Origin of the sequence: Gallintestinimicrobium propionicum, assembly GCF_025567525.1 — a bacterium.
Lineage (GTDB): Bacteria > Bacillota > Clostridia > Lachnospirales > Lachnospiraceae > Gallintestinimicrobium > Gallintestinimicrobium propionicum.
Map to the genome: position 1 here is coordinate 237,489 of NZ_JAOQJY010000001.1, position 26,696 is coordinate 264,184.

Annotated in this window: 23 protein-coding genes; all 23 read right to left on the reverse strand. The window is 51.2% G+C overall.

Annotation, left to right across the window (positions count from 1 at the left end; all coding sequences use genetic code 11):
* Positions 1-26 precede the first annotated feature (26 nt).
* The 23 genes from OCV62_RS01130 to OCV62_RS01240 all read right to left on the reverse strand — a co-directional run bounded on the left by OCV62_RS01130 (position 27) and on the right by OCV62_RS01240 (position 26,671).
* Positions 27-1,388 carry an MATE family efflux transporter gene (locus tag OCV62_RS01130; protein WP_262584736.1) on the reverse strand — a complete coding sequence of 454 codons (1,362 nt, stop codon included), beginning with the start codon at positions 1,386-1,388 and terminating at the stop codon, positions 27-29.
* A complete protein-coding gene (gene miaB, locus OCV62_RS01135; protein WP_262584872.1) occupies positions 1,385-2,839 on the reverse strand; it encodes a tRNA (N6-isopentenyl adenosine(37)-C2)-methylthiotransferase MiaB in 1,455 nt (484 codons plus the stop codon). Before miaB ends, OCV62_RS01130 begins: the two co-directional genes overlap by 4 nt.
* Positions 2,840-2,886: 47 nt before the next feature.
* The gene (gene pepT / locus OCV62_RS01140) at positions 2,887-4,119 is read right to left on the reverse strand and encodes a peptidase T (RefSeq protein ID WP_262584737.1); all 1,233 of its coding nucleotides are present in this window, start codon (positions 4,117-4,119) and stop codon (positions 2,887-2,889) included.
* A 135-nt stretch (positions 4,120-4,254) separates the two neighbouring features.
* Positions 4,255-5,502 carry a glutamate-5-semialdehyde dehydrogenase gene (locus OCV62_RS01145; RefSeq protein ID WP_262584739.1) on the reverse strand — a complete coding sequence of 416 codons (1,248 nt, stop codon included), beginning with the start codon at positions 5,500-5,502 and terminating at the stop codon, positions 4,255-4,257.
* Between the two features lie 17 nt (positions 5,503-5,519).
* Positions 5,520-6,086, reverse strand: coding sequence for a 5-formyltetrahydrofolate cyclo-ligase (locus tag OCV62_RS01150; protein WP_262584741.1), 567 nt, complete (start codon positions 6,084-6,086; stop codon positions 5,520-5,522).
* Positions 6,064-6,291 (reverse strand): DUF896 domain-containing protein, encoded by a 228-nt coding sequence (locus OCV62_RS01155; protein ID WP_118495555.1) that lies wholly within the window; start codon positions 6,289-6,291, stop codon positions 6,064-6,066. The genes OCV62_RS01150 and OCV62_RS01155 overlap by 23 nt, the downstream gene beginning before the upstream one ends.
* 87 nt (positions 6,292-6,378) lie before the next feature.
* The gene (gene proB, locus OCV62_RS01160) at positions 6,379-7,254 is read right to left on the reverse strand and encodes a glutamate 5-kinase (RefSeq protein WP_262584743.1); all 876 of its coding nucleotides are present in this window, start codon (positions 7,252-7,254) and stop codon (positions 6,379-6,381) included.
* A gap of 20 nt (positions 7,255-7,274) precedes the next feature.
* On the reverse strand, positions 7,275-8,888 hold the full coding sequence (locus OCV62_RS01165; RefSeq protein WP_262584873.1) for an NAD(P)/FAD-dependent oxidoreductase: 1,614 nt from the start codon (positions 8,886-8,888) through the stop codon (positions 7,275-7,277).
* A gap of 86 nt (positions 8,889-8,974) precedes the next feature.
* A complete protein-coding gene (locus OCV62_RS01170) occupies positions 8,975-10,207 on the reverse strand; it encodes an aminoacetone oxidase family FAD-binding enzyme (RefSeq protein WP_262584744.1) in 1,233 nt (410 codons plus the stop codon).
* 59 nt (positions 10,208-10,266) lie between these two features.
* Entirely contained in the window at positions 10,267-10,890 is a 624-nt protein-coding gene (locus tag OCV62_RS01175) for a hypothetical protein (RefSeq protein WP_117959727.1), read from the reverse strand.
* A gap of 54 nt (positions 10,891-10,944) precedes the next feature.
* Positions 10,945-12,519: an oligosaccharide flippase family protein gene (locus OCV62_RS01180; protein WP_262584746.1), complete on the reverse strand. Its 1,575-nt coding sequence runs from the start codon at positions 12,517-12,519 to the stop codon at positions 10,945-10,947.
* Between the two features lie 70 nt (positions 12,520-12,589).
* Positions 12,590-13,102, reverse strand: a complete 513-nt coding sequence (gene ybeY, locus OCV62_RS01185) for an rRNA maturation RNase YbeY (RefSeq protein ID WP_262584747.1) — start codon at positions 13,100-13,102, stop codon at positions 12,590-12,592.
* On the reverse strand, positions 13,099-14,175 hold the full coding sequence (locus OCV62_RS01190; RefSeq protein ID WP_262584748.1) for a PhoH family protein: 1,077 nt from the start codon (positions 14,173-14,175) through the stop codon (positions 13,099-13,101). The genes ybeY and OCV62_RS01190 overlap by 4 nt, the downstream gene beginning before the upstream one ends.
* 1 nt (position 14,176) lies before the next feature.
* Positions 14,177-15,418, reverse strand: coding sequence for a sporulation protein YqfD (locus OCV62_RS01195; protein ID WP_262584749.1), 1,242 nt, complete (start codon positions 15,416-15,418; stop codon positions 14,177-14,179).
* A 14-nt stretch (positions 15,419-15,432) separates the two neighbouring features.
* Positions 15,433-15,642, reverse strand: coding sequence for a YabP/YqfC family sporulation protein (locus OCV62_RS01200; RefSeq protein ID WP_262584750.1), 210 nt, complete (start codon positions 15,640-15,642; stop codon positions 15,433-15,435).
* 155 nt (positions 15,643-15,797) lie between these two features.
* A complete protein-coding gene (rlmH, locus tag OCV62_RS01205) occupies positions 15,798-16,277 on the reverse strand; it encodes a 23S rRNA (pseudouridine(1915)-N(3))-methyltransferase RlmH (RefSeq protein ID WP_021916426.1) in 480 nt (159 codons plus the stop codon).
* The gene (locus OCV62_RS01210) at positions 16,274-16,987 is read right to left on the reverse strand and encodes a hypothetical protein (protein ID WP_262584752.1); all 714 of its coding nucleotides are present in this window, start codon (positions 16,985-16,987) and stop codon (positions 16,274-16,276) included. The genes rlmH and OCV62_RS01210 overlap by 4 nt, the downstream gene beginning before the upstream one ends.
* 14 nt (positions 16,988-17,001) lie before the next feature.
* Positions 17,002-18,390, reverse strand: a complete 1,389-nt coding sequence (gltA, locus tag OCV62_RS01215) for an NADPH-dependent glutamate synthase (protein ID WP_021916424.1) — start codon at positions 18,388-18,390, stop codon at positions 17,002-17,004.
* Positions 18,390-19,280 carry a sulfide/dihydroorotate dehydrogenase-like FAD/NAD-binding protein gene (locus OCV62_RS01220; protein WP_118495564.1) on the reverse strand — a complete coding sequence of 297 codons (891 nt, stop codon included), beginning with the start codon at positions 19,278-19,280 and terminating at the stop codon, positions 18,390-18,392. Before OCV62_RS01220 ends, gltA begins: the two co-directional genes overlap by 1 nt.
* Before the next feature lie 59 nt (positions 19,281-19,339).
* On the reverse strand, positions 19,340-20,794 hold the full coding sequence (locus OCV62_RS01225) for a chitobiase/beta-hexosaminidase C-terminal domain-containing protein (protein WP_021916422.1): 1,455 nt from the start codon (positions 20,792-20,794) through the stop codon (positions 19,340-19,342).
* Complete coding sequence (gene folD / locus OCV62_RS01230) at positions 20,791-21,636, reverse strand: bifunctional methylenetetrahydrofolate dehydrogenase/methenyltetrahydrofolate cyclohydrolase FolD (RefSeq protein ID WP_262584753.1); 846 nt, start codon at positions 21,634-21,636, stop codon at positions 20,791-20,793. Before folD ends, OCV62_RS01225 begins: the two co-directional genes overlap by 4 nt.
* Before the next feature lie 39 nt (positions 21,637-21,675).
* Positions 21,676-23,346 (reverse strand): formate--tetrahydrofolate ligase, encoded by a 1,671-nt coding sequence (locus OCV62_RS01235; RefSeq protein ID WP_117959717.1) that lies wholly within the window; start codon positions 23,344-23,346, stop codon positions 21,676-21,678.
* A 55-nt stretch (positions 23,347-23,401) separates the two neighbouring features.
* The gene (locus OCV62_RS01240; protein ID WP_262584755.1) at positions 23,402-26,671 is read right to left on the reverse strand and encodes a DNA translocase FtsK; all 3,270 of its coding nucleotides are present in this window, start codon (positions 26,669-26,671) and stop codon (positions 23,402-23,404) included.
* Positions 26,672-26,696: the final 25 nt, after the last annotated feature.

Consider the following 26,696-nt stretch of genomic DNA (forward strand, 5'->3'; position numbering starts at 1 on the left):
TAACATTATAATGTTGCCGAATCCTTTCACAGCGTTTTCATGTCCGCATGGACGCTCTTCCGAACGATAAAAAAGCAGATGACCTGCATGAGAATCGTCAGAATCCAGGACACCGGATAGGATAGGAACAAGATATCCAGAGAACGGTGATACGGGAAAATCCAGAAAATCCAGACAATTCGCGTTCCGACAGTTCCTATAATCGATAAAATCATGGGCACGGCAGAACGTCCCATCCCGCGCAGCGCGCCCGGAATCAGATCCATAATTCCGCATAAAAAGTACGTCACGGTCGTAAAGCTCAGAATCTCAACGCCGCACGAAATAACCGCAGAACTCTCCGTATAGATCTGCAGAAGCTGTGGTCCGAAAAACCATGCACAGCAGCCCATGGTCAGGGAAAACGCACAGGATAAAATCAGACAGTCGATTAAAACGCGGTCCATCCGCTTCGTTTTTCCCGCGCCGTAATTCTGGCTGGTAAAGCTCATGCACGCCTGCGTCACAGAGTTGACTGAAGTGTATAAAAATCCGAAGATATTGTTCGCCGCGGTGTATCCTGCCATTGCAATCGAGCCAAAGGAATTGACCGAGGACTGCAGCAGGACGTTGGAAAAGTTGATGACGGTGCTCTGAATTCCTGCCGGGATTCCGACCTGGAAAATCTGGAGGACATAGATGCTCTTGAGACCCAGCTTCGAAAAGCGGAATTGATAACAGCCCTGCGTCCGATACAGGCAGGTCAAAACCATAATACAGGAAAGCAGCTGAGAAATGACAGTTGCAATCGCAACGCCTTCTACCGCCATATGGAAGCAGATGACAAAAATCATATTTAAGCCTGCATTGACCAGTCCGGACACAACTAAAAATAACAGCGGACGTTTTGTATCCCCCACTGCCCTTAAAATAGCCGCACCATAATTATAAAGCATGAAAAAAGGCATGCCGATAAAATAAATTTTCATATAGAGGGCTGCCAGATCGATGACGTCGTCCGGCGTCCCCATCCATTCGAGGGCTGTCCTGGAAAAGAATAGTCCGGCAAATGCCATCAAAATTCCGCTGATCAAAGCGAGCGTCAGGGAGCTATGTACCGTTTCCGACATTTCCCGCTCCTTCCCGGCTGCATAATAGCGGGCAGCGAGGACATTGGAGCCTAAGGAAATGCCGATAAAAAGGTTGGTAAATACATTGATGAGGGCGGTTGTAGAACCGACAGCCGCCAATGATTCGCTTCCGGCAAAGCGGCCGACTACAATAATGTCGACCGCATTGAACATCAGCTGTAAAATACCGGAAAGCATTAACGGAATGGAGAAGGAAATCAGCTTGTCCATCAGCGTTCCGTTGCACATATCGATTTCAAAGCTTTTTGTCTGTTTCATTTTGTTTCTTCCACCCTGTGCCCCGTGTAATAAAAGCCGTGGCACTCTTCCAGCTTCACCGGTACGATCTGCCCGATCAGGTCAGCACTTCCGGGAAAATGTACAATCGTGTTATTGGACAGCCTTCCGGTGACGAGAGAAGCATCCTGTTCGTTTACTTCTTCCACAAGGGCAGTAAGGGTCTGGCCCTGCAGGCGTGCGACCTGTTTGCGTGCAGTTTCCTGAACTGCCTCCAGCACACGGTCAAAGCCCGCGTGAACCTCTTCTTCCGGAACCTGCTCCATCGCCGCTGCGGGGGTTCCGGTCCGGACAGAATAGATAAAGGTAAACGCGTTGTCAAAACCGACCTTCCGGATCACGTCGATGGTATCGTCCACGTCCTCTGCTGTTTCTCCCGGGAAGCCGACCATGATATCCGTCGTCAGCGAAATATCTGGGATTTCGCGGCGGATTTTGGCTGCAAGCTCCAGATACTGTTCTTTCGTATAACGGCGGTTCATTGCCTTTAAAATCTTCGTAGAGCCGGACTGCAGCGGAAGGTGCAGATGTCTGCAGATCTTATCCGAGTTTTTCATGACCTCGATCAGCTCGTCGGAAAGATCCTTCGGATGGGATGTCATGAACCGGATGCGCTTGATTTTATCGATTTTTTCTACTTCCTGCAAAAGCTGTGCGAAGGAAATTTCATCTTCCAGGTTTTTACCGTAGGAGTTGACATTCTGACCAAGCAGCATAATTTCCACAACGCCGTCGTCTGCGAGTCTTTCGATCTCCTGCAAAATTTCCTTCGGGCGTCTGCTCTTTTCTCGTCCGCGGACATACGGAACAATACAGTAGGTGCAGAAATTGTTGCAGCCGAACATGATATTGATGCCGGATTTAAACGGATATTTGCGCTCTACCGGGAGGTCTTCCACGATCTGATCGGAATCCTTCCAGATGTCGATGACCATGCCGCTGCTCTCAAACATGCGGCATAACAGCTCTGCAAATTTGAAAATATTGTGCGTGCCGAATATCAGGTCAATGAACCGATAGCTTTTCTGCAGTTTATCAATCACGTTCTGCTCCTGCATCATACAGCCGCACAACGCGATCTTTTTGTGGGGATTTTTGCGCTTCATACTGTTGCAGAAGCCAAGCCTGCCGTATACGCGCTGGTTGGCATTATCGCGCACGGTGCAGGTATTGTAGATGACAAAGTCTGCCTCCTCACTGTCGCTTAAGGTGTAGCCGACCTGTTCCAGAATGCCGGAAAGCTTTTCGGAGTCGCGGGCATTCATCTGGCAGCCAAAGGTCACGACGTCGGCGGTCAGGGGATGTCCTGCAAGCTCCTCCTGCTCCTTTACATACTGTCTGCATTTGGCGATAAAATAATACTGACGCTCCGGTTCCGATACAGGGGGCTCCTGGGTCAGATCGATGCTGTTAAAGTCAATGTTTTCGTACATCATAAGGGAAGTTGTGTTTCCTTTCCGTTCTTTATATTGTGGTAATCTCACTCTGCGTACAGTGCAGCGATATTTTTCAAAATTTCCACGCAGCTCTCAAGGGATTCCACGCAGGCGTACTCATAGCGTCCGTGATAGTTTAAGCCGCCGGTGCACAGGTTCGGGCAGGGAAGTCCCATAAAGGACAGGCGCGCGCCGTCTGTTCCGCCGCGGATCGGTACGATGGTGGGTGTTACGCCTGCTTCTTCCATCGCGCGCACCGCATTGTCGATCAAATGTGCGTTTTCCGGCAGAATCTTTTCCTTCATGTTATAATAGCTGTCCTTTAAATCCACCGTAAAGAGTTTTTTGCCGTATTTCGCATTTAAAAAGTCCGCGCACTGTAAAAAGAAGCGCTTCTTCTGTTCGAATTTTTCCATGTTGTGGTCACGAATAATATAGTCGACTACAACGTGATCAACGCTTCCTGTGATGGAATCCGGATGGTAGAAACCTTCATAGCCATCTGTTGCAGACGGGTTTTCGTGTACCGGCAGAAGGTTTTGAAACTCCTGTGCCAGCAAAATCGCGTTGAGCATTTTATTTTTTGCGCTGCCGGGATGGACGCTGTGTCCGTCGATGATGAGCTTTGCACCGGCTGCGTTGAAGTTCTCGTATTCCAGCTCGCCCAAATTGCCGCCGTCCACGGTATAGGCATAGTCTGCGCCAAAGCCCTCTACGTCGAAGAAGTCTACGCCGCAGCCGACTTCTTCATCTGGGGTAAAGCCGATGCGAATTTTGCCGTGTACGAGGTTTTTGTTGGATAAAAGCTCCTGTGCCATCGTCATAATCTCCGCAACGCCTGCCTTATCATCTGCACCCAGCAGAGTATTGCCGTCGGTTACGATTAAGTGCTTTCCGACAAAATGAGCAAGCTCCGGGTTTTCCTTTTCGGTCAGGACGATATTTTTTTCAGCATTTAAGACAATATCCCCGCCTTCATAGGCAACGACTCTCGGATTGACATTTTCGCCGGAAACCGCCGGAGACGTATCCATATGGGAAATAAAGCCGATGACAGGCGCTGTTTTTCCTTCCGGAAGATTGGAGGGAATCGTCGCGTACACATAGCAGTGTGCTTTGTCATATACGACATCCTGCGCGCCCATATCGTTGAGCTCCTGTGCCAGAAGGGAGGCGAGGTTTCTCTGCTTGTCTGTGCTCGGGACGGTCGTTGCGCCATCCTGGGACTGCGTGTCAATTTTTACATAACGAAGAAATTTATCCAATACGGTACTCATAATTGATTCCTTTCCGGCTGCAGCATTTTGTTCATAAAAGCAGCCTGCCGTTTATGCGGCGATGTATTTTGGCGTAACGACATTTCCGGATACCGCAAACGGGTCTTCCAGATATTATCCGACGTTATACGCTGCTTAGCTACAAGTCTGTCCATTTCCGCGAATTGTGTATTTGTAGCTGGTCAGCTCCTTTAAGCCCATCGGACCTCTCGCATGGAGCATCTGGGTGCTGATGCCGATCTCTGCGCCAAAGCCAAACTCAAAGCCGTCCGTAAATCGGGTCGATGCGTTGACATAGACGCAGGCGGCGTCCACCTGATCCAGAAATGTCCGGGCATGCGCTTCGTTGTTCGTGATGATTGCTTCGGAATGTCCGGTGTTGTAGCGGTTGATATGCCCGATTGCTTCTTCCAGGCTGCTGACCGTCTTTACAGACAGCTTGAGCGCCAGATATTCTGTTCCGTAGTCGGCTTCTGTTGCAGGCACGCAGCCGTCGATCTCTAAAAACGCGCGGTCATCCGCATGGATTTCGACGTCCTTTTCCCGCAGCGCCTGATAGAGCTTTGGCAGGAAGCTATCGCAGATCGACTCGTGGATGACAAGGGATTCGCAGGCATTGCAGACGCCGACGCGCTGTGTTTTGGCATTTAAAATAATACGGATCGCCATATCGAAGTCCGCGTCCGCATCGACATAAATGTGACAGTTGCCAGTCCCGGTTTCGATGACCGGGACAGTGCTGTTTTCCACGACCATTTTGATCAGTCCTGCCCCGCCGCGCGGAATTAAGACATCAATAAATTCGTTTAACCGCATCATCTCCTGCGTCACTGCCCGGTCAGTCGATGGGATCAGCTGCACTGCTGCCTCCGGGATGTTACACTGTGCCAGCGCACGGTGCAGGCTTTTTTCGATCGCGAGATTGGAGAAAATTGCATCGCTGCCGCCTTTCAAAATTACGGCATTTCCGGCTTTAAAGCACAGACCGAACGCATCTGCCGTCACGTTGGGACGGGATTCGTAGATGATTCCGATGACGCCGAGGGGAACACGGCGTTTGCTGATGACAAGACCGTTTGGACGGGTGAAGGTATCCAGAATCTCTCCGACCGGATCGGGAAGCGCAGCGACCTGGCGAAGCCCTTCTGCCATGTCAGAAATCCGCTTCTGCGTCAGTGAGAGCCGGTCAAGCAGCCCTTCCGGCATGCCGCGGCTGCGTCCGGCTTCCAGATCCTTTGCATTTTCTGCAAGAATGTCTGCTGCATCCGCTTCCAGACATTCTGCCGCTGTAAACAGCGCCTTATTCTTGGTATCCGTATCAAGCCCGGCAAGGATGTAGCGGGCTGCTTTTGCCTGTTTTCCGATTTCTTTCAGATCAGCCATCTATAAGGTTCCCTCCTTTATCGTCGTTCTGTAACAATCAAATCCATGTTGATATCATGCGGTTTTTGCCCATCCAGTATCTCGAACAGCTGGCAGGAAAAGCAGAGCCCGACAAGATAAGGTCTGTCGGCAGCAGGAATGTTACCAAGATAGCGGTCATAAAAGCCCTTTCCGTAGCCAATGCGTGCGCCGGATCGATCAAAGGCAAGTCCGGGAGCGGTCAAAAGCGTCGGAATCGAAGCATCCGGCAAAAAGCGCTTTGTCTGTCCGGGCGGCTCCAAAATATGCTGGTAACCGGGCGCAAGCTCTGCTCTGTCTGTAATTCGGAAAAACTCCATCTGATCGCCCAGAACCTTAGGAAGAAAAACTTCCTTTCCTGCTGCCAGCGCAGCATCAATGAGAAGTCCGGTCGATACCTCTGATCCATAGGAGGCATACAAAAGTACCTGTTTTGCCTGCTTCCAGACAGCCGTTGCCATCAGATTTTCTGCGATTTCCCTGCTTTTGTGGAAACGGCTCTCTTCCGAAAGCTGTTCCCTGTTCTGTTTTCCGAGTGCTCTGTTACTGCGCGTTTTTTGATCCATAGCGTTCGCCAAGGTTTTCGATCGAACCGTCCTCATTCTGGACGTTGATGTTATTTAACTGATTCCGCAGATTCTGGCGGACGTTGTCAATATATTCCTTCCGGAGCAACGCCTGTTCAGATTTTTCTGCTTCGGTCAGACCTTCCGATGATTTTGATTTTTTATAAAGCTCGTTGATCCGGGCAATTTTCTGTTCCAGTGTCATGTTTTCCTCTCATTTCTGCGCACGTCTTTTACGCATATCGAGTTTGTGTCAAGTGCGCGCAGACACAATGCTCTGGCTTCTGTTTGCTCAGCCACGCTCACGGCAGCTGTGCAGGTTCTCTACGAAATCCGGCAGATCGAAGGCATCCTGCTTTTCTGCCAGAAACAGCGTTCCATAATTCTCCCCGTCGATGATCCGGTGGATAATCCGGACATCCTTGCTGTTCGCAATCACCATATCAGCTCCGCTTGTGGTTGCGATGGTGGCAGCAGTCAGCTTGGTTGACATGCCGCCGGTTCCAACGCCGCTGCCGGTGGTGGATTTGCCCATCCGCAGGAAGGATTCGTCCAAATGCTCGACCGTTTCAATAAATTCTGCATCCGGATTTGCCCGCGGATCATCGGTATAAAGCCCATCGATATCCGATAAAAGAATCAGCAGGTCTGCGCCGATCATTGAAGCGACGATGGCGGAAAGCGTGTCGTTATCGCCAATCTCGATTTCGTGTGTTGCGACGGTGTCGTTTTCATTGACGATGGGAATGACGCCCATCCGAAACAGCTCTTCAAAGGTGTTCTGCGCATTGATGCGGTTGGTATCGTTGGAAATTGTCTGACGCGTCATCAGAATCTGCGCCGTCACCTGATTATATTCTGCAAAAATTTTCTGATAGGTCATCATCAGGCGTGCCTGACCGACCGCCGCACATGCCTGCTTGACTGCGATCGGATGCTCCTGCAGCTGCTCCGGCGTCAGATGCACCGCCTTTTTGCCCTGGGCGATAGCGCCGGACGAAACGAGCACAACGTCCTTTCCCTGATTTTTCAGATTGCACAGCTCCCGCACCAGAACCTCCAGGCGGATATAATCCATATCGCCGGTTTCGGTATGCTGCAGGGAAGAGGAACCGATTTTAATGACAACTCTCTGTTTCTTTTTCAGCAGGTTTCGTCTGGTATCCATGTCTGTATCTCCTCTTTTGGTCATTTGCCGATTTCGGAAAATGGAGCGTAACAGGAAGCGATTGCTTCGGCAACCCGCACGCCGTCCATCGCCGCAGAAGTAATGCCGCCTGCATAGCCTGCACCCTCTCCGCAGGGATAGATCCCCCGGATATTTGCCTGCAGTGTGTCATCGCGGACAATCCGCACCGGTGAGGATGTCCGGCTTTCGATGCCGGAAACGACTGCATTTGCATCGTCAAAACCGGGAATCCTATGTCCGAACTGCTCCATCCCTTCGATAAACGCTTCCGACAGGCTGTCCGGCAGCACGCTTTTTACGTCTGCAAACGTCCACTGTCCCTTGATTGCAGGGACAAATTCCGTCGGGATATGTCCGATCGTTGCGGTATCCGAAAAATCTCCGTAACGCTCTACCGGGATTTTCCCACATCCGGCAGAAAATGCCTTTTCTTCCAGCCTGCGCTGAAATTCGATTCCGGCGAGCGGTTCGTCCGAACCGTAATCTGCAGGCGTAACGGAAACAATGATTGCACTGTTTGCATTTGCACCGTTTCTGCCGCTGTAGCTCATGCCGTTTACCGCAATGCGTCCCGGCTCGCTGCTGGCGTTGACTACATAACCGCCAGGACACATGCAGAACGAATAAACGCCTCTGCCGCCGGAAGTCCTTGCCGTCACCTTATATGGAGCAGCGCCTAACGAATCCGGATGTAGTGTTCCATATTGGGACTGGTTGATCAGCTCCTGTGGGTGCTCTACGCGCAGTCCAACTGCAAAGGCTTTGGCTTCCATATGAAGTCCGCTTTCATACAGTTTAAAAAACGTATCCCGCGCGCTGTGTCCGATCGCAAGCACGGCGGTCTCGGTGTCGATCACAGAGCCGTCCGAAAGGATAACGCCGGTCAGCGCTCCATTTTCAGCACGGAAGGTTTCTACGCGGCTCTCAAAACGGACTTCTCCGCCGAGCTGTATGATTTTTTTCCGCATCTGTTTTACGACATTGGACAGAACATCTGTTCCGATATGCGGCTTTGCTTCGTAGAGAATTTCCGGCTGCGCGCCGTTTTCTACAAAAATCGAAAGGACATGTCTGCCGCGTCCGTCTTTATCCTTGATCAGAGTGTTCAATTTGCCGTCTGAAAACGTGCCTGCGCCGCCCTCTCCAAACGAAACGTTGGATTCCGGGTTTAAGGGTCCGCCGTTCCAGAAGGCTTCGACATCTTTTTTGCGCGCTTCCACGTCCTTTCCTCGTTCCAGCAGAATCGGACGATAGCCGTTTTGTGCGAGCATGTAGCAGCAAAACAGACCTGCAGGACCGCTTCCGATAATCACGGGGCGTCTGCGCAGCGCCTTCGTCCCCGGCTTCGGAAATTGATACGGTCGCTCTGTCACGATGGAAACGTCCTTATTTTTGCTGCGGGACACACAGTTTTGCTCGGAAATGCCGTTTAATGTGATGTCCACGACGTAAATCAAGAAAATGTCCGGCTTTTTGCGGGCGTCGATCGACTGCCTGCGGATCTGCAGGCTGGCAATCTGTTCGGATTTTATATGTAACGCCTTTGCCGCCTTGTGGTACAGTTCCGTTTTGGAATGTCCGGCAGGGAGCTTCAGCTGGGAAATTCGAATCATAGGGTTCTCCATATTGATTAAAGTTGTATCTGGCTATTTGGTGACTGCGTTAGCCACGCCGCGTTTTTGCCAGCTCTACGGTAGTTTCATTCCTCGCGCGCAGCCGCCGTTCCCGCGATCTGTCCGCTCGTCCATGCCCACTGGAGGTTGTAACCGCCGCAGCGACCGTCCACATCGAGCAGCTCGCCGCACAGATACAGACCGGGAAAACGCTTTGCTTCCAGGTCGTCTGTTACCTCCTGCAAAGAGATTCCGCCGGTGCAGACCTGCGCGTTTTGCGCCGGATTTGTGCCAATTACGACAGTTTTTAAAGCGCGCATATTCTGCAGCATCGAAAATACCGTGTTTTTGTTGGCAGCTGTTACGATGTCCTGCGCTTTTAGGGGGCTGCGTTCAATAAACAGCTGTGCAAGCTTCGACGGCAAAATGCCCTGTGCCAGAAACCTCACATGCTTGCCGCAGCACGCCTGATACTGTCTGCAGCAAAATTCGTTCCATTTGGAAAGCGGAACTGCCGGGAAGAAATCAATGCTGGCGCTGATCTTTTTGTTCGTTTGCAGCGCTTCCGACACGGCTGCGGAAAGCTGAAAGACCGGAATCCCGGAAATGCCGTAATCAGTCAGCTGCAGTTCCCCGGATTCACAAAGCTTTTTTCTGCCGGGAATCTCTACAGTAATTGCAGCCGGGCAGCGCACGCCTGCGATGGATTTGTAAAATTTTTCTTCACAGCGCAATGCAGTCAACGCCGGAAGGTAAGGATACTGTTTGAATGCAAACGCTGCAGTCAGGCTGCCTGTACCGAGCGCTTCTTTGGGAGGTATTCCCGCCGCTGTCCCGCAGGATATAATCAGCCGGTCGAAATGATACTGTCCCTGATCGGTGAACACCTGCCAGCCGCTCTTTTGCATGCAGAGCTTCTGAATCCTACAGTCACAGACGATGCGAACTTTTTTTCGTTCCAGCTCTTCCCGGAAAAAATCAAGGACGGCAGATGCCTGTCCGCTATAGGGATACAAGTAGCCGTTTTTCTCCGTCAGATAAAGACCTCGTTCCTCAAAAAAGCGGATCGTATCGGATGTCTGGAAACGCGCAAAGAACTCCGGCAGCCGGTACGGGTCGTGGCTTCGGTAATCCCGCTTCGGAGAAAAATCAGTATTGCCGAGGTTGCACTTTCCGTTTCCGGTCGCCAGTATCTTGCGGCCAATCCGGTCACGACGTTCCAGTATGGTAATTTCCGTATCTTTTATTGAAGTATTCGCAGCTGCAATCGCCGCCATCATGCCGGATGCGCCTCCGCCGATAATGCCGATCTGCCTCATAACCGATTTCAAATCCTCCCTACAGCCGTTTGGAAAACGGCAAAACTGTAATTATCATACTACGTCTCGGTTTGAGACACAAGGAATTTTTCCAGCTCTGCTTTGGAAACGCCGTGCCAGCCGTTCAAAATCTGCCGTCTGACCCCGCTTGGCAGGGTTCTTGCGTCAATCGCGGTCTGCAAATATAAAACCCGGCTGTCCTCTTCGTATACGATGACCCGATTCTCTTCAATCTGTAAAAAGAAGGTTTCTGCCTGCTGTAGTTTTCGGTATGTTTTGGAAACAACAATCTGCTGTGGGGAAAAAGAAACCAGCTCCATCCGGAGAAGCCCCTGCTGCAGCTCGGTAAGGGGCGGAGCGTCCTGATAGTGCCGGATTTCATCCTCCACCTCTTTTCTGCTGCACCCGATCAGCCGAAGCGGCAGGGATTTGATCTCTTCTGTCTGCCTTCGGGACACCTGATCGGTATTTTTTACCACAAGCTTCGTATCTGCGCGCAACCGATCCGGTACGCTGACCGCCTGGGTTGCAGACTGCATCTGAAAAAACGGAATTTCGTTCTGGCTGATAATCGTCTGCCTTCCGGGATAAAACCACTGTTCGATCTTATAATGTCCATAAAATCCCACCGCAAAAAGCAGACAGGAATAGAGAAAAAAGCTGATTCTTTTTAAACGGCGCATATTTTCACCTCTTAAAAAGTATCAGCTCTTTTCGGTTATTTTATGCAGTGACCATCACAGCAGCCGCATCGTACTGGCAAGCTCGATCAGCACATCTCCCGCTGCAAAGCAACTCAGTTCGCGTCTGGTCGCACCCTTTAAAACGACGGTAGACACAAAATAGACGAGCAGTCCGACAACCGCCGAAACGAGCATCCGAACCGGGCTGGCAGCATTTTTCAAAATCACCTGGCTGCACAGCAGGCAGACAAGCGCCATCAGAATGCCTGCCAAAAGAGGCGCCAAAAAAACACGGAGCCAGCTGACTGCTATTTTTAATTGCTGGCGCACCATGCCCAGCAGAATCAGACACAAAACAAATGCAGACAGCGCATCGGAATAAGCGCCCGCATACAGGTCGAGTTTCAGCGCGGAACTCATCACGGAAAAGCTGACCAGCCGAACCAGGACGGAAACCAGCACTGCGATCCAGATGCTATAGTAAAGCTCTGCAGCAAACAAAACGCTGCCAAGCATAAAGGCGAGGCCATAAAAGATCACCGTGATCGCCAGAACTTTTAAAATACTGTACAGACCGTTTAACTCTCCTTTGGAAAACAGCATCTGCAGCATCGGCTGTGCCGTCGTTAAAAATAAAACGGCGCAGGGAATCGTATAGAGAGCAGTGCAGCGAAAGGCGACCATGCATTTTTCGCGGCTTTTACGCAGGCTGCGGCGTTTTAAGACGAGCTGGAACTGCGGCAGCAGGGAAGCCGCCAGGGCAAATGCGCCGAGCAGCGCAAGCGTCATCAAAAGACGATATTTTCCAAGATACGCGCCCCACGTTGAAACAGAGCCGCTCTTTAAATAGATACTGGACTGCCCGATCCGCCCGATACCGGCAAGCGCCGCCGGAACACAGATCACAAGCCCATTTCGAAACAAGAAAAAGGCGATGCTGCGATCTGCCGCAGGATTTGTGCTGTTTCCGTATTCTGCCTGGCGCAGCTCATGGGAAGCCTTTATCCAGGAGATCCCGCAGCCTGCCGTACACAAAAGACTGACGCATAAAACGGAAAACGCTGCGCCGAACGCACCATATGCCGCCTGATAGGACGTATTCTGCAAAAGCGCGCCGACCTTCTGACCGTATGCGTCGAGAGGCGCTGCAATCAGGGGTGCTGCGAAAAATAAAAGTACTCCGAATGCGAGTATCCATCTGCCCGCTGTTTCCCGCCTGCCAAAGGCATCCAGAATGCCGAGCAGCATCCAGAACAGCGTCAGGATAATGAGCGCACATAATAACGCCAAAAACGCTATTTTTGCAAAGGGCAGCGCATAAAATGAGCCGAACAGCACATCTTTTAAGGCAGCGCCCAAAAGTGCCAGAACGACGGATACAAAAAATGCCGTCAAAAGAGCCTGTCCCGCAATTTTTTTTGCGCCTGCGATTCCGTAGCGTTCGATTCTTGTACGGATCAGGTTGGAAACCGCCCGGTTCGTTCCGATCCCGAATAGGGAAAACAGGACAAAACAGCCCTCCAGGGCCCCAAAAAAGTCTGCGCACCCTTCGTCTCCCAGCGCGTTGACCAGCCGAATGGGTGCAAAAAGGCAAAGCAGGAATGCAAGAAGCTTGACTATCCCGGTCAATTGCCTTGGTAGCACACTTGTGCGATCGATTTTCTTATGTTTTCTTCGTGCCGCCATAGAAACTTAACCCTCATTCATCCAGGCAATCCCGGGTCAGCCCGAGCGCGCTTAATATAGTTTCCTGCTTCTGCTCCATCACAGCCGCTTCCTCCGGTGTTTCGTGATCATAACCGCACAAATGCAGCATGCTGTGCGCAACGAGGAATGCAAACTCCCGTTTCTGGGAATGTCCGTAGCTTTCCGCCTGGGAACAGATCCGATCCACTGACAGGATGATATCACCCAGAATCAGTTCCCCGCTGTCCGGCTGGAAATAATCCGAACAGTTTTCTTCGACAATGGAAAAATCCGCTTCGGTTTCAAACGGAATGTTCGGAAAGCTCAAAACGTCCGTCTCCCGGTCGATATTGCGGTATTCTTTATTATACAAGCGGATGCCCTCGTTATCCGTAATCAGTACGTTAATCTCGGTTTCATAGGGACAGCCCTCTGTATCCAGAACCGCTTCCGCTACGCGGCTGCATAATTCCTTCGTGTCAAAGGGAAAAGTAAAATCCGTTTCGTTTTCGACATAGATGGTCATGAGCGTCTCTCCTTTTCATTTCTGCGCAGAGGAGCTTCCGTCCTGCGTTTTGTCTTTCCAGACGTCTTGCCGGCAGCAGCGGACGTCAGACGTCTTTCCTTGCTCTCGCGGTAAGCCTGCTTTGCCTCATAGTTTTCATAAGCCTTGACAATCTTCTGAACCAGCGGATGCCGGACGACATCGCGGCTTGTCAGGTTGCAGAAACCGATATCGTCCAGACCGGACAACACCTTCACAGCAACGTCCAGACCGGACTGTGTTCCCGGAGCAAGGTCTTTCTGCGAAGCGTCGCCGGTGATGACAACCTTGGAACCGAAGCCGATTCGGGTCAGGAACATCTTCATTTGGGCAGGCGTCGTATTTTGCGCTTCGTCGAGGATGATATAAGCGTTGTCGAGGGTACGTCCTCTCATGTAGGCGAGCGGCGCAACCTCAATGAGCCCTTTTTCCATATTGCGTTGGAAGCTTTCCGCGCCCATGATCTGATAGAGTGCATCGTAGAGCGGACGCAGGTACGGGTCGACCTTGCTCTGCAGATCGCCGGGCAAAAAGCCGAGCTTCTCGCCTGCTTCGATCGCAGGTCTGGTCAGAATAATGCGCTCCACCTCGTTATTTTTAAAAGCGGTAATCGCCATTGCCATCGCCAGGTAGGTTTTGCCTGTTCCAGCAGGCCCCAGACCGAATACGATCATCTTTTCCCGGATCGCATCCACATACTGCTTTTGTCCGAGCGTTTTGGGCTTTACCGGTTTTCCGCTCACGGTGTGGCAGATGAGATCGCCGTCTATTTCAAGTAAGGTATTTTCCTGATTTTCCATATGCATTGCAATTGCGTAATCCACGTTCTGCTCCTGTATCTGATTTCCGCGTCTGGCAAGCTCCTGCAGTTCGGTAAAAACTGCCGCCGTATGGGCAACTGCCGACTGTTCGCCGCGGATATGGACGGTACCGTCCCGGTCAATAATCTGCGTGCCGAATGCACGCTCCAGCTTCTTTAAATAACAGTCAAACTGTCCGAAAAGGTTGCTGATATGCGCGTTGTCCAGCTCCAGTGTTTGTTCTGTAAATGCCATGTTAATTCTGTGCAGTCTCCTGTTCTTTTGCCGTGTCCGAAATCGAAAGCGCCTGCCAGACGCCGCCCTGCAGCTGTATCTTCAGGCTTCCCTCCAAGGTGAGGATATCGGCTTTTTCTACTATTCTAACATCTTTTTGTATAATTTGAACCCCTTTTTCCTCCAAAGCGGCAATTATTTTTTGAAATTTATCCAAAAGAATCTTTTTTGCGCTGTCCGTGTCGTAGCGTGCATCGACCGGAAGATACTCGCGCAGCGTCTGACTGCCCGCAAAAATAGGGAGATCGAGCTGTCCGAACAGGCATAGACGATTTTGCTGCGTTACGATATCCTGACGCGCAAAGTTCTTCCGGATAGGAGGAAAAAGAACCCGCAGGCTGCCGATTGCGAGGAATTTCCGGCTCTTTTCCCTTCCGGTATAATTTTTATACTGGTAAGCATAAGGACAGGATAAATGCACCCGATAGTCGGTTTCTAAAATCACGTCCCCGTCCGCGACGACTGACAGGTATTCCCGAACAGTTTCGTCATCGTTTTTAACCGGAATTCGTCCGCTGATCAGCAGATCGCCGCGGGAAACGCTGTCTCCCGGCCGCACCGTCGGGATGCCGCTTCTGGTCAGGATTGAAACGACTGTGCCGGAGCAGGACGCAACAAGATCCGCTCCATTTTCAAATTTGGACAGCTCCTGCTTCTGAGCAGTGTCCGGCAGAATGTCTTCCTGAATTTTTACAACAAGCTTCGTCCCCTGGAGGCTGACAGACGCCCAGGTGATTTCTTCAAAGGCTTCCCGAAGTCCTTTTTCGAGAGTTTCCGCAGAAAAAAAGTGCCGCGGCGTGCCGTAACGGATTCCCTCATCCTCGAGATACCGCTTCAGCTCCTCCTCCGTGATCATTCGGTTGCCGTCAAATTCCATCGCCCAGATGAACTGCGACATCAGAATTAAAAATGCACTGCATAAAAAAACCCCGAGCAAGAACATTTTTCTGTGCCGGACATCCTGTAGAAAAAAGGGCAGCCCTCTTTTTTCCAGAACGGCTACCCTTGTTTTGGTTTTGTGGACAATATCCCGAATTTTGAAGAAATCGGAAAGGCTGATGCACATCGTATAAAAACCGTCGTGCCCGTTAAGCTCCCAGAGCACGATAGCTCGGTTTGCGCACAGATTCATGAAGCGTTCCGGCGCATAACCCCGGACGCTGATCCTGACATATCCCCTGCAATACCGGATTAAGGCAATCATCGGCATTCCCTCCGCTACAGATACCGCACGCCGGAAATTTTTCCGGCAATTTTCATGTCTTCATTGGTATAGTAGACGATTTTTAAACAACACCCTTCAATCCGGATTCTGGTATGCTTCCCCTGCAGAAGAATACACTCCTGCGTATATTCCAGGATTCCCCGGTAATTTTCCACCAAAAGCTCGGTATCTCCGATCAGCGTCAGGATACTCGCGCCCAGCATGACGTCCCGGGGCAGACGCAGGGACTCTGTGAAAGCCTCCTTAGCCCGTATGGCTGTCTGTTTTTGCGGTGATTTTCTGATTTTGCTCATGCCCTATTGTATGAGGCGCGGTAGAAAAAAATGACAGTGCGGAAACATATTTGACGGCAGATTTCTTATTTATGATACGGCTCTTTATTTGAAATCCGGAACGCGCGGTAGACCTGTTCCAGCAAAATGACGCGCATGAGCTGATGCGGGAAGGTCATATCAGAAAAGCTCAGGAGAAAATCCGCGCGGGAAAGGACGTCTTTGTACAGTCCGAGGGACCCGCCGATGACGAAATCAATGGTGCTTGTGCCGGACACCATCAGTCGGTCAATCTGCTGGGAAAATGCCACGCTATCCAGCTTTTTGCCTTCAATGGCGAGCACGATGCAGTATTCTCCGTCCCGGATATGGGAAAGAAGCCGCTGTCCCTCTTTTTCCTTTACCTGCTCCATCTGGGAAGGACTGGCATTTTCGTCCGTCTTTTCATCCGCCACTTCCACGATTTCGAGCTTGCAGTAACGACCAAGACGCTTCTGGTATTCGGCAATCGCGTCCCGGTAAAATTTTTCCTTGATTTTGCCGACGGTCAGAATTCGTATTTTCATTCGTTCGGATAGATCTGGCCATACATTTCATCGATGAAATGATCCAGATATTCCTCGTCCAGATTCAGGAAATTTTCGGAAATCAGCTGTTTCATAGCGGCTGACCGTTTAAAATATGCCGTTTCGTCGCTCTCTGTTTCGAGAACGGAAGCAGTCTGGTCGATCAGATCACGATTCAGGCGTTCCTGACAGTATTTAACCAGCTCTTCCTTTAACTGGCTCTCTGCTACCGCCTGCGTCGCATGTTTTTTGTAGGATTTGTAGGAACTTGCTCCCATCACGATAAATGCGATGAACATCGTTCCCATCACCAGACAGGTCGCCACTTTGGAAAACAGCGTCAGGTGGACCGGAAGCAGATCGCATGCGAGCAAACCTACGGCAACGAGGCCGATAACACCTGCGGTCAGCAGCGTATAAGCGCTGGATTTAAAATTTTCCGCCTTATCGGATGCACCCTCATAGACGCCGTGGCGGGTTTTATCGTGCAGCAGCTCCTTTCCCTCCGGCAGCGTCTCCTCCTGGACTTCCTGTATTTCCTCTGTCTCAAATCCCGTATCATCCGGGAACGAAGCGGCAGCATCCCGGATGTATTCTGCCGCTTCCTCCGCTGCTGCCTGTTCCAGCGACTCTACAAGCGTAGAGCCGCAGTCGGAGCAGACGGTGTAGCCGTCCTGATATTCTGTTTTACAGTTTGGACACCAAGGCATAGGACACGCCCTCCTTATTTGCCGGACAGATATTCGTCAATTCCTTTTGCACCCGCTTTTCCGGCACCCATCGCCAGAATAACGGTCGCTGCGCCGGTAACGGCATCTCCGCCTGCAAAAACAGCAGCCTTGCTGGTCTGACCATTTTCTTCGGAAGCGACGATACATTTGCGTTTGTTGGTTTCAAGACCTTCTGTTGTAGAAGAAATCAGCGGGTTCGGAGAGGTACCCAGAGCCATGATGACCGTATCCAATTCCAGGGTAAACTCAGAGCCGGGGATTTCTACCGGACGGCGTCTGCCGGAAGCATCGGGCTCGCCCAACTCCATGCGCACGCACTTCATGCCCTTTACCCAACCTTTTTCATCTTCCAGAATTTCGACCGGATTCGTCAGCAGATCAAAGATAATGCCTTCCTGTTTTGCATGATGTACTTCTTCCACACGGGCGGGAAGCTCCTCTTCACTTCTGCGGTATACGATATGCACTTCCGCGCCGAGACGCAGCGCGGTTCTCGCAGCATCCATTGCAACGTTGCCGCCGCCGACAACTGCCACCTTTTTGCTCTCCATGATCGGAGTAGCAGAATCTGCCTGAAACGCTTTCATCAGGTTGCTTCTGGTCAGATATTCGTTTGCAGAAAATACACCGTTGGCATTCTCACCGGGGATGCCCATAAATTTAGGAAGACCTGCACCGGAGCCGATAAAGACTGCAGAATAGCCCTCTTCATTGAGCAGCTCGTCAATCGTAACAGATTTGCCGACGATGACGTTTGTCTCGATCTTTACGCCGAGGGACAGTACGTTTTCGATTTCTTTCTTTACAACATTCTCTTTGGGAAGACGGAATTCCGGAATACCGTATACCAGTACACCGCCTGCCTCATGCAGCGCCTCGAAAATGGTCACATCATAGCCCATCTTCGCCAGATCGCCTGCACAGGTCAGACCTGCAGGGCCGGAACCGATGACGGCTACCTTTTTTCCCTTCTTTTCAGCAGCGCCGACAGGACGGATGTTGTTTTCTCTTGCCCAGTCCGCTACAAAACGCTCCAGTTTGCCGATAGACACTGCTTCGCCCTTAATACCACGGATACATTTTCCTTCACACTGGCTTTCCTGCGGGCAGACACGACCGCAGACAGCGGGAAGTGCGCTGGATTCGCTGATAACCTGATAAGCAGCTGCAAAATCGCCCTCTTTTACCTTTTCCACGAAGCCGGGGATATTGATCGAAACCGGACATCCCTGTACGCAGTGTGCATTTTTACAGTTTAAGCAGCGCTGTGCTTCTGCTACTGCTTCATCGGCATTATAGCCAAGACATACTTCTTCGAAATTACATGCGCGTTCTTTTGCATCCTGCTCTCTGACCGGGACTTTTTTCATCATATCAGCCATTACTCTTCACCTCCGCACTGACCGCATCCGCCGTGATGCGTGTCTTTTTCCTTTGCAGCAAGATAAGCTCTGCCTTCCTGGGTCTTGTAGATCTGCTGACGCTGCATCGCTTCGTCAAAGTTTACCAGATGTCCGTCAAATTCCGGACCGTCTACGCAGGCAAATTTCACTTCGCCGCCTACAGTAACACGGCAGGCGCCACACATGCCGGTTCCGTCTACCATGATGGGGTTTAAGGAAACGATCGTCGGGATATTCAGCGCTTCTGTTGTCTTGCAGACAAATTTCATCATGATCATCGGACCGATTGCAACGCAGAGGTCATAGTGCTTACCTTCCTGCTCTACCAGATCCTGAATGGTCTTTGTTACCATGCCGCTTCTTCCATAAGAGCCGTCATCGGTGGTCACATATAAATTTCCTGCAACCGCTTTCATCTCTTCCTCAAGGATCAGCAGCTCTTTCGTCTTTGCGCCTACGATAACGTCTGCTGCAACACCCTGCTCATGCAGCCATTTTACCTGCGGATAAACGGGTGCTGTGCCGACGCCGCCGGCAACGAACAGAATTTTCTTTGCAGCCAGGGCTTCCTTTGTTTCTTTTGTCAGCTCGGACGGACATCCCAGAGGGCCTGCCACATCGTGGAAGGCATCCCCGGCCTTTAAGGAGGTCATCAGATGGGTGCTGGCTCCCACCGGCTGGAATACAATCGTAATCGTTCCTTTTTCTCTGTTATAGTCGCAAATGGTCAGTGGAATTCTTTCACTGTCGGCATCTGTCCGCACAATCACAAACTGGCCGGGCATACAGGATTTTGCGATCCGTTCTGCTTTAACTTCCATCCAGTAAATGTTGGCAGTGAGTTTTTTCGTTTCTAAAATAGGATACATAAATTCTCACCTTTCTGTCCGATCGGACAATATATTCTAAGAGTCTGCAGACAGTATCCTTATTCCTGTCCGTTTTCAGGCTGCTCTATTGCGTACAGCTTGAAGCTCTTATCCTCCTGTTTTTCTGCCCGGTAGCATTCCCCGGACATATAGTTTACCACATAATCGTTTCCGGTCGCGTTGCTTTCTCCATCTAACTCGTGATATTCCCGATAAAGATAATAATGATGATTGTTGATCGTGAGGGCATACTTAAAAGTATAGAGGTTACGGCCATCTCCATCCGGAACATCTCCCTGCAGGGAATTCACTACTCCGGCATTTTTTAACGTCAAAAGCAGCTGGTTGGATGCCGCCTCCATGCTCAGGAGCGGATGCAGGTCCAACGTATAATTACATTCCGTTACGCTGCCTGTCACACCGTCCGGAGCAATTGTGACAAATTTAAAGGTGGAATATCCAACCGGGAGCCAAAATGGCTCTTCGTAGCGGGTCGATGATGCGGTCGGTTCTGTTTTATCCATTGTATAGTAAACGCTGCAGCCATCCGGTACATCCACCTCAATCCGTACGGGTTTATCGTAGTTTCCGGGAAGCGGCGTCACATAGGGTGCATCCGGCCTGCTGATATCTATGTAATAGTTTGCAGAAGAGATATCGCTGGCAATTCCGTAATGATTTACAAACAAAGCCTTTATCTCATAGCCTCCGTCCTTCAATGGAATTGGTGAAGTATAGACCTGACTGTTTTCATCCGGCACCGATCCGTCTGTTGTAAAATAAATAGTTCCTGCCGCATTGCCAATCAGCTTTAAATTCTGCGCTTCGCGGTAAGTCCCGCTTTGAAGGTCGAATTCCGGCGGATTTGCCATATAATCTAAATACCGGCTCTGGATCTGGACATCCGGGCAGCTCTGCATCAACGCATTGATCGCTGCATAGTCGTTTTGTTTTTCATAAATAGCGACACAACGACGATAGGCGTCTTCGCAGGAAGCATCCATACCGAGGATCGTCAGGCAAAGCTCCTTTGCCTCTTCCAGTTTTCCTTCAAAATAGTAGCAGGAAGACAGCGCATTTAAGTATTCCACATTTCTGGGATCCTGTTCGATCAACAGCTCCAGAAGCTCCGCTGCAGAATCGTAGGATTTCTCCTTCATCTGCGCAGCAGCCTTTTCATACCGATATTCCGGGGTGTGGTGCCAAAAAATCAAGCTCGCACCCGCGCAGAGAGCTGCTGCGGCAAAAAGGCCTGCAAACACCTTCCAGCGTTTTTTTCTGCGGTTTTTCATCGAAGGCTGCTTTTCCGGCACAGTGCTTTGCCCTGCATCTGTCTCCGGTTTGCTATCCTCCGAAGCTTTCTCCGCGATCTGGGTTCCAACATCGGAAAGCGCTTTATGGAGGCTCGTTTCCAGCGCCGGATCAAACTCCGGGACGATTTGGATTTCCCTGCCGCAATGCTCACAGTACATCTGTCCTTCTTTCATGTCTGCGCCGCATCTGGGGCATTTCATAGGCGTCTTCTCCTGCTTTCAATACAATTTTTCATCAGCATGGCGATCGTCATAGGGCCGACGCCGCCAGGAACCGGCGTGATCGCGGAAGCGACCGGGAATACGCTTTCATAGTCTACGTCGCCGCAGAGATGGTTTGCTTCGTCTCTGTGAATGCCGACATCGATCACGGCTGCGCCGGGCTTGACATATTCCGCATCAATCATCTGCCGTTTGCCGATCGCAACGATAAGGATATCCGCACGCTTTGTCACCTCTTTCAAATTTACCGTACGGGAATGTGCGATTGTAACGGTTCCGTTTTCTGCAAGCAACAGCTGTGCGATCGGTTTACCGACGATATTGCTTCTGCCGATCACAACGCACTCTTTTCCGTCGATCCGGATATCAGAGCGCTTTAACAGCTCAATGATGCCCGCCGGAGTGCCGGGGACAAAGCCCTCTTCCCCGCAGCTCAATGCGCCGACATTGTAAGGATGGAAGCCGTCGACGTCCTTTGCAGGGTCGATGGCATTTAAAACATCTTTTTCATTGATATGTCCGGGCAGGGGAAGCTGCACCAAAATGCCGTCCACGTCCTCCCGGGCGTTCAATTCCTGAATCAGGGAAAGCAGTTTCTCCTCCGACGTCGTTTCTTCCAGTTCATAGGAAAGGCTGTGGATTCCAAGCTCCTCACAGGTTCGCTGTTTGTTTCTGACATAGACACACGATGCGGGGTCCTGACCGACCTGAATAACCGCCAGCGTTACGGTAATGTTGTCTTTTGCAAGCTGCTGTACCTGTTCCTTTAATTCCTGCTTGATCTGTGCGGCAATCGCTTTTCCGTCAATTCTTTTTGCCATGTTGTAGGGTCCTCTCTCGGTTATTTTTCAGGCAACGGATCAGAACAGCCCTGTGATCTTTCCGTTCTCATCCACATCGATATTGACGGCAGCCGGAACCTTCGGCAGTCCGGGCATCGTCATCACCGCGCCGGTCAATGCAACCACAAAGCCGGCGCCTGCGGATACATACACGTCGCGAACCGTAATCGTAAAGCCTTCCGGGCGTCCTAACAGCTTTGCGTTATCCGACAGGGAATACTGTGTCTTTGCCATGCAGACCGGAAGATTTCCAAAGCCCATCTCTTCGAGCTTCCTGATCTGTCTGGATGCCTCTGCGGTATAGGAAACAGAAGCCGCACCGTAAATCTTTGTCGCAATGCAGCCGATCTTTTCTTTGATCGGAAGATTTTCGTCGTACAGCGGAGCAAAATGACTTTCTTTTTCTTCCAGAGTCTTTAATACTTTCTCCGCAAGCGCAATGCCGCCCTCGCCGCCCTGTGCCCAGACGTTGGACAGTGCGAACTCACAGCCTCTTTCTTCACAGAACTGCTGTACAAAATTCGTCTCTGCCTCAGTGTCGGTCAAGAAGGAGTTTAAGGTAACAACCACCGGAACGCCAAACTGCTGCAGGTTTTCGATGTGCTTCTCCAGGTTGACAATGCCCTTTTTGAGCGCGTCCAGATTTTCTGCAGACAGATCTTCCTTTGCGATGCCGCCGTTATACTTAAGTGCACGGATCGTTGCAACCAAAACGACTGCATCCGGCTTTAAGCCAGCCATCCGGCATTTGATATCGAAAAACTTCTCTGCGCCGAGGTCTGCACCAAAGCCGGCCTCTGTGATCGTATAATCCGCCATTTTCAGGGCTGCCTTTGTTGCACGGACAGAGTTACAGCCGTGTGCGATATTGGCAAAGGGTCCGCCGTGGACGATCGCCGGGGTATGCTCGAGCGTCTGGATCAGATTGGGCTTTAACGCGTCCTTCAGCAGGGCTGCCATTGCGCCAACCGCCTTTAAATCAGCTGCGGTCACCGGCTCTCCCTGATAGTTATAGGCAACGACGATTTTTGCCAGACGCGCCTTTAAATCATCCATGTCATCTGCCAGGCAGAGGATCGCCATAATCTCAGAAGCGACGGTGATCACGAAATGGTCTTCCCGGACAACGCCGTCCGCTTTTGCACCGAGGCCGACAACGATATTTCTCAGCACGCGGTCGTTCATATCCTCGCAGCGTTTCCATAAGATCTGTCTGGAGTCGATCCCAAGCGCATTGCCTTGCTGGATATGGTTGTCTAAAAGCGCCGCCAGAAGGTTATTTGCAGAAGTAATCGCATGAAAATCCCCGGTAAAATGCAGGTTTAAGTCTTCCATCGGAACGACCTGCGCATAACCGCCGCCGGCTGCCCCGCCCTTAATGCCAAAACAAGGGCCAAGAGAAGGCTCACGCAGCGCAATCACCGCTTTTTTGCCCATTTTTGCAAATGCCTCGCCCAGTCCGACGCTGGTCGTTGTCTTGCCCTCCCCTGCAGGGGTCGGATTGATTGCTGTCACTAAAATCAGTTTTCCGTCTTTGCGGTCTTCGATGGATTTTAAATATTCGTCGGAAAGCTTCGCTTTATATTTGCCATAAAGCTCCAGATCGTCTTCCGGAATATCCAGATGCTCGGCCACTTTCTGAATCGGCCATAAAACAGCTTCCTGTGCGATTTCGATATCTGATTTCATCTATTCATTCTCCTTTGCCTGTGTTTGACATGTTCTATGCTTTTGTATGCTGATATCAGAGGATTTCCTCTACCAGCTGTTCAAACTCTGTTTCGGTCATCAGTACCTTACGGGGCTTGGTACCCTCTTCTTCACCGACGACACCGACCTCCGCCAGCTGATCCATAAGCCGGGCGGCGCGGTTAAAGCCGATCTTAAAGACTCTCTGCAGCATACCGATCGATGCTTTGTCCTTTTCGATAATAAAGCGTCCCGCATCTGCAAAGTAGGCATCATATTCCGGTCCGGATGAGCCGGATGCAGCACTGCCCGAAGAGGTTCCGATGGATTTCATCTTTTCCTCGATTTCATTGCTGGCATCGTAAACATTGCCGATGTTCTGATTTTTTAAGAAATCCACGACATCAGACACTTCATTATCCGAAACGAATGCGCCCTGTACCCGGACAGGCTTGGAATAGCCCTGTGGGTAAAAGAGCATATCGCCCTTTCCGAGCAGCTTCTCTGCTCCGTTCATATCCAGAATGGTACGGGAATCGACGCCGCTGGAGACCGCGAATGCGACACGGCTCGGCATGTTTGCCTTAATCAGTCCCGTGATGACATCGACGGAGGGGCGCTGAGTCGCAATGATCAGATGGATGCCTGCCGCTCTTGCAAGCTGTGCCAGCCGACAGATCGCTTCTTCCACCTCTCCCGGCGCGACCATCATCAGGTCGGCAAGCTCATCCACGATAATGACGATCTGCGGAAGGTCGTTGGGTATGCCCTCTTCTCCCTTTTGTCTTCGTTCTTCGAGCTTCTTATTATATCCTTTTAAGTCGCGGACATTACTGTCTGCAAATTTCTGATATCGGTCGGTCATTTCCGCAACGCCCCACTGCAGCGCAGCCGACGCTTTTTTCGGATCGGTTACGACAGGAATTAACAGGTGCGGAATGCCATTGTACACACTCAGCTCTACGACCTTGGGGTCGACGAGGATCAGTTTGACTTCCGAAGGCTTCGCCTTATATAAAATGCTCATAATCAGCGTATTGATGCAGACGGATTTCCCGGAACCGGTGGATCCTGCGATCAGCATATGCGGCATCTTTGCAATGTCGGATACGACCACCTTGCCGGCGATGTCCTTGCCGACTGCAAAAGCAATTTTGGATGGGAAGTTCGAAAACGCATCCGTTTCCAAAAGCTCCCGCAGTCCGACTGCCATCGTCTCTTTGTTCGGAACCTCGATACCGATTGCGGCCTTGCCGGGAATCGGTGCTTCAATTCGGATATCTGTCGCAGCGAGGTTTAGCTTGATATCGTCTGCCAGACCCAGAATCTTGCTGACTTTTACGCCATGATCGGGCTGCAGCTCATACCGGGTTACGGTAGGTCCCTGGCTGATATCTGTAACAGTGACCTTTACGCCGAAGGTCTGCAGCGTATCCTCGAGGTGCTTCGCCGTTTCTCTCAGCTCGCACTCGCTGTCCATATTATTGGCGTTGTTGCTTTTATGTAGCAGCGACAGCGGCGGATAATGGTATACGACAGGCTTTGGTGGCTGTTGCGCCGCATGCTTTTCCTGTTCTTTCTGTTTCTTAGCAAGCTCCTGACCAACGACAGTGGCTTCTGCGGCGGTCTGCGGTGCTTTGGGGGGCACAGCTTTGGGGGGCACAGCTTTGGGGCGCGGCACTCCGGTACTTTGCAGGTTTGGGGTTGGAATCACGGTCGGCTCCTCCGCAGTGTCCATGTTGTCATTCCATGGAAGCTTGGGCGGCACAGCGTCGAATTTGTCCGAATCCGACTGCTCCAATTCCTGTGCAGGAGCAAGCTCCTGTGATGCACAGGCAGGCTGTGTGTCCATATGCAAGGTAACCTCCGGTGCAGAAGTTTCCACCACAGAAGTTTCCACCCTGGATTCCAGTGGTACAAATGCTTCTGTCTGCTGCGGCTGTTTCGGTTCAAGGTAGTGAACCTCTTTCATATCCTGATAAACATCCGCCTGCGGCTGGCTGGTCACAGGGTCCTGCATTCCCGATAAAAATGCATCCGCCGGTTCTGCGGTGTTGTCCTGGGGTACAGGGGTTGTGTCACTGTCATTGTTCAAATATGCGGAATGAATCCGCACATGGCTCATTAAAGCTGAGCCGGATGCATCCGCTGCAGCCGCAGGAATGCTCTCTTCTGCTGTGATGATTGGTGATGTCGCTAAAACAGCTGCCCCACTCGCAACCGCTGCATCGGGAAACGTTTCATTCCTGCGGTCTGCATCGAGGTTGACACTTACCGGTCTGACGGTATACTGCTCCGTCACCTGACCGGGATTTTCTGTTATGGTGATTTCGTGCATGTCCTCGCGACGGCCGACAGATGCCTTGCGCAGCGTCGTGTCCGCCATAATGCCCGTGCTTTTTTTCTCCATCCGGAAGATCTGATCTGCATCCTGACGTGCCTGAGCCTCTTCCTTACGGCGTTGTTTGGCTTCGCGCTGCTGCTCTGCGTTAAGCTGCTTCTGGTGGGCGAGCTGTTTTCTTTCTTTTTCGCGGGCGAGTTCTTCTTCTCTGCGTTTCTCGGAACGTTCTTCGTTTTCCTGGCGGAGACGTTTGCTGCGCTCTTCGTTTGCCTGTCGGCGCTGTTCATAGCGCTCTTCGCTCTCTTTCCGGCGTCTTTCGCTGCGCTCGCGGTACCTCTGCGCATCGGAACGTGCCGTCTCATAGACATATCTGCCAGAAGTCTTTACACCGTTCACAAACGAACGCTCTGTGATAATAACTGTGCAGATAATCACCAACACCAACAAAAGCAGTACTGTGCCGACCATGCCCAGAAGCCGGTGCAGCCCCCAGGCAAGGGAGCCGGATATGACGCCGCCGCCCAGCCGCTTTTCAGCGCTTTCCAGATACAGCTCCCGGATCGAATAATCCATCGACAGCGTCCCCCCCTGAAACAGGAGCGAGCAGACTACACCAAGCAGAAAAAACAGAATGATTCCCGCCGTCAGCTTCATGGACGCGATCCGATTTCCCTGATTGGAAATGCCAAACGCGATTGCAATAAAGGCAAGTACCGGCAGTGCATATGCCATCGTGCCGAAAATACCGAACATTACGCGGCTGATCTGATTGCCGATGACACCGATCACGCCGAAATTGCATAAAAATAGCAATATTGTGAGTGCTAATACGCCGATCAGGATAATTTCGCTTGTAATCGCGCTTTGTGCCTGAAGTTCAGCTGCACTCGGTTTTCTGGTTGTTTTTTGTTTTCCACCCTTTGCGCCGCCTCTGCCTGTTTTTGCAGGGGTCTTTTTCCTTCCTTTCGACGCAGTTGATGCCATAATCATCCCTCCAACTGACCTGCCT

Bases quoted from the DNA above. Each gene is read 5' to 3' on its own strand.
- OCV62_RS01130 (WP_262584736.1), bottom strand. From the start codon at position 1,388: ATGAAACAGACAAAAAGCTTTGAAATCGATATGTGCAACGGAACGCTG.
- miaB (WP_262584872.1), bottom strand. From the start codon at position 2,839: ATGTACGAAAACATTGACTTTAACAGCATCGATCTGACCCAGGAGCCC.
- pepT (WP_262584737.1), bottom strand. From the start codon at position 4,119: ATGAGTACCGTATTGGATAAATTTCTTCGTTATGTAAAAATTGACACG.
- OCV62_RS01145 (WP_262584739.1), bottom strand. From the start codon at position 5,502: ATGGCTGATCTGAAAGAAATCGGAAAACAGGCAAAAGCAGCCCGCTAC.
- OCV62_RS01150 (WP_262584741.1), bottom strand. From the start codon at position 6,086: ATGGATCAAAAAACGCGCAGTAACAGAGCACTCGGAAAACAGAACAGG.
- OCV62_RS01155 (WP_118495555.1), bottom strand. From the start codon at position 6,291: ATGACACTGGAACAGAAAATTGCCCGGATCAACGAGCTTTATAAAAAA.
- proB (WP_262584743.1), bottom strand. From the start codon at position 7,254: ATGGATACCAGACGAAACCTGCTGAAAAAGAAACAGAGAGTTGTCATT.
- OCV62_RS01165 (WP_262584873.1), bottom strand. From the start codon at position 8,888: ATGATTCGAATTTCCCAGCTGAAGCTCCCTGCCGGACATTCCAAAACG.
- OCV62_RS01170 (WP_262584744.1), bottom strand. From the start codon at position 10,207: ATGAGGCAGATCGGCATTATCGGCGGAGGCGCATCCGGCATGATGGCG.
- OCV62_RS01175 (WP_117959727.1), bottom strand. From the start codon at position 10,890: ATGCGCCGTTTAAAAAGAATCAGCTTTTTTCTCTATTCCTGTCTGCTT.
- ybeY (WP_262584747.1), bottom strand. From the start codon at position 13,102: ATGACCATCTATGTCGAAAACGAAACGGATTTTACTTTTCCCTTTGAC.
- OCV62_RS01190 (WP_262584748.1), bottom strand. From the start codon at position 14,175: ATGGCATTTACAGAACAAACACTGGAGCTGGACAACGCGCATATCAGC.
- OCV62_RS01195 (WP_262584749.1), bottom strand. From the start codon at position 15,418: ATGATTGCCTTAATCCGGTATTGCAGGGGATATGTCAGGATCAGCGTC.
- OCV62_RS01200 (WP_262584750.1), bottom strand. From the start codon at position 15,642: ATGCTGGGCGCGAGTATCCTGACGCTGATCGGAGATACCGAGCTTTTG.
- rlmH (WP_021916426.1), bottom strand. From the start codon at position 16,277: ATGAAAATACGAATTCTGACCGTCGGCAAAATCAAGGAAAAATTTTAC.
- OCV62_RS01210 (WP_262584752.1), bottom strand. From the start codon at position 16,987: ATGCCTTGGTGTCCAAACTGTAAAACAGAATATCAGGACGGCTACACC.
- gltA (WP_021916424.1), bottom strand. From the start codon at position 18,390: ATGGCTGATATGATGAAAAAAGTCCCGGTCAGAGAGCAGGATGCAAAA.
- OCV62_RS01220 (WP_118495564.1), bottom strand. From the start codon at position 19,280: ATGTATCCTATTTTAGAAACGAAAAAACTCACTGCCAACATTTACTGG.
- OCV62_RS01225 (WP_021916422.1), bottom strand. From the start codon at position 20,794: ATGAAATGCCCCAGATGCGGCGCAGACATGAAAGAAGGACAGATGTAC.
- folD (WP_262584753.1), bottom strand. From the start codon at position 21,636: ATGGCAAAAAGAATTGACGGAAAAGCGATTGCCGCACAGATCAAGCAG.
- OCV62_RS01235 (WP_117959717.1), bottom strand. From the start codon at position 23,346: ATGAAATCAGATATCGAAATCGCACAGGAAGCTGTTTTATGGCCGATT.
- OCV62_RS01240 (WP_262584755.1), bottom strand. From the start codon at position 26,671: ATGGCATCAACTGCGTCGAAAGGAAGGAAAAAGACCCCTGCAAAAACA.